The organism is Bradyrhizobium sp. LeoA1Lang (assembly GCF_055413685.1).
The window spans coordinates 1-805 of record NZ_JBVAPG010000445.1 but is presented as its reverse complement, the minus strand read 5'-3'; the positions used below and the strand labels follow the sequence as shown (position 1 = coordinate 805).

Sequence of the window (805 nt, the reverse complement as noted above, 5' to 3'; positions counted from 1 at the left end):
GAATAAGGCTGCCTAAACACTCATCCCGAAGGTGATCATGCATACGACCGGACGATCCGCCCACCCGACCACCATCCGCACCGATCTTGGCGCGATTTTCGTTTCGTTGGAGCTCAGCCGCTCTAGTTGGCTGATAACCTCGTTGTCGCCAGGAAACGGCGAGAAGATGTCGAAACATTCGGTGTCAGCCGGAGACCTGGCCGGGTTGTTCGCGCTGTTTTCGAAGCTGCGCGAAAAAAGCCGAGCTAAGACCGGGCATAACTATCCGATCGTCTCGATTCAGGAGGCCGGCCTCGACGGCTTCTGGGTTCATCGGGTGCTTGAAAAAGAAGGGGTCGAAAGCCACGTCGTGGACCCAGCTTCAATCGCGACATCGCGCCGGCGCAGACAGGCAAAAACGGATCGCATCGACGGTGAGGCACTGCTGCGAACCCTAATGGCCTACAAGCGTGGCGAGCCGCGCGTGTGTGCGATGGTGCTGGTTCCGTCACCCGAGGAAGAGGATCGTCGACGGAGTTGTCGCGAGCGCAAGGCGCTGATCGTCGAGCGTGTCGCCCACGTCAATCGCATCAAGGGACTGTTGTTCTCGCAAGGGATCGCGAATTATGAGCCACTGCGCAAGGATCGACGTGAGCGGCTAGACGAGCTCTGGACCGGCGATGGGCGTGCACTACCTGCGCTCATGAAGGCCCAGATTTCCCGCGAAGTCGATCGGCTAGAACTGCTGCTCGAACAGATCAAGCTGGTTGAGGATGAACGCGATGCGCTCATCGCCGCACAAGCGGCCGCGGCACCGCCTTCGCCT

At 59.8% G+C, this 805-nt stretch carries 1 protein-coding gene; it reads left to right on the top strand.

The genetic code is table 11. From position 1 onward, the window contains the following. Positions 1-37 precede the first annotated feature (37 nt). Positions 38-805 (top strand): IS110 family transposase (locus ACZYOF_RS44060; RefSeq protein ID WP_463719631.1); only part of this gene is annotated, 768 nt, incomplete at its 3' end.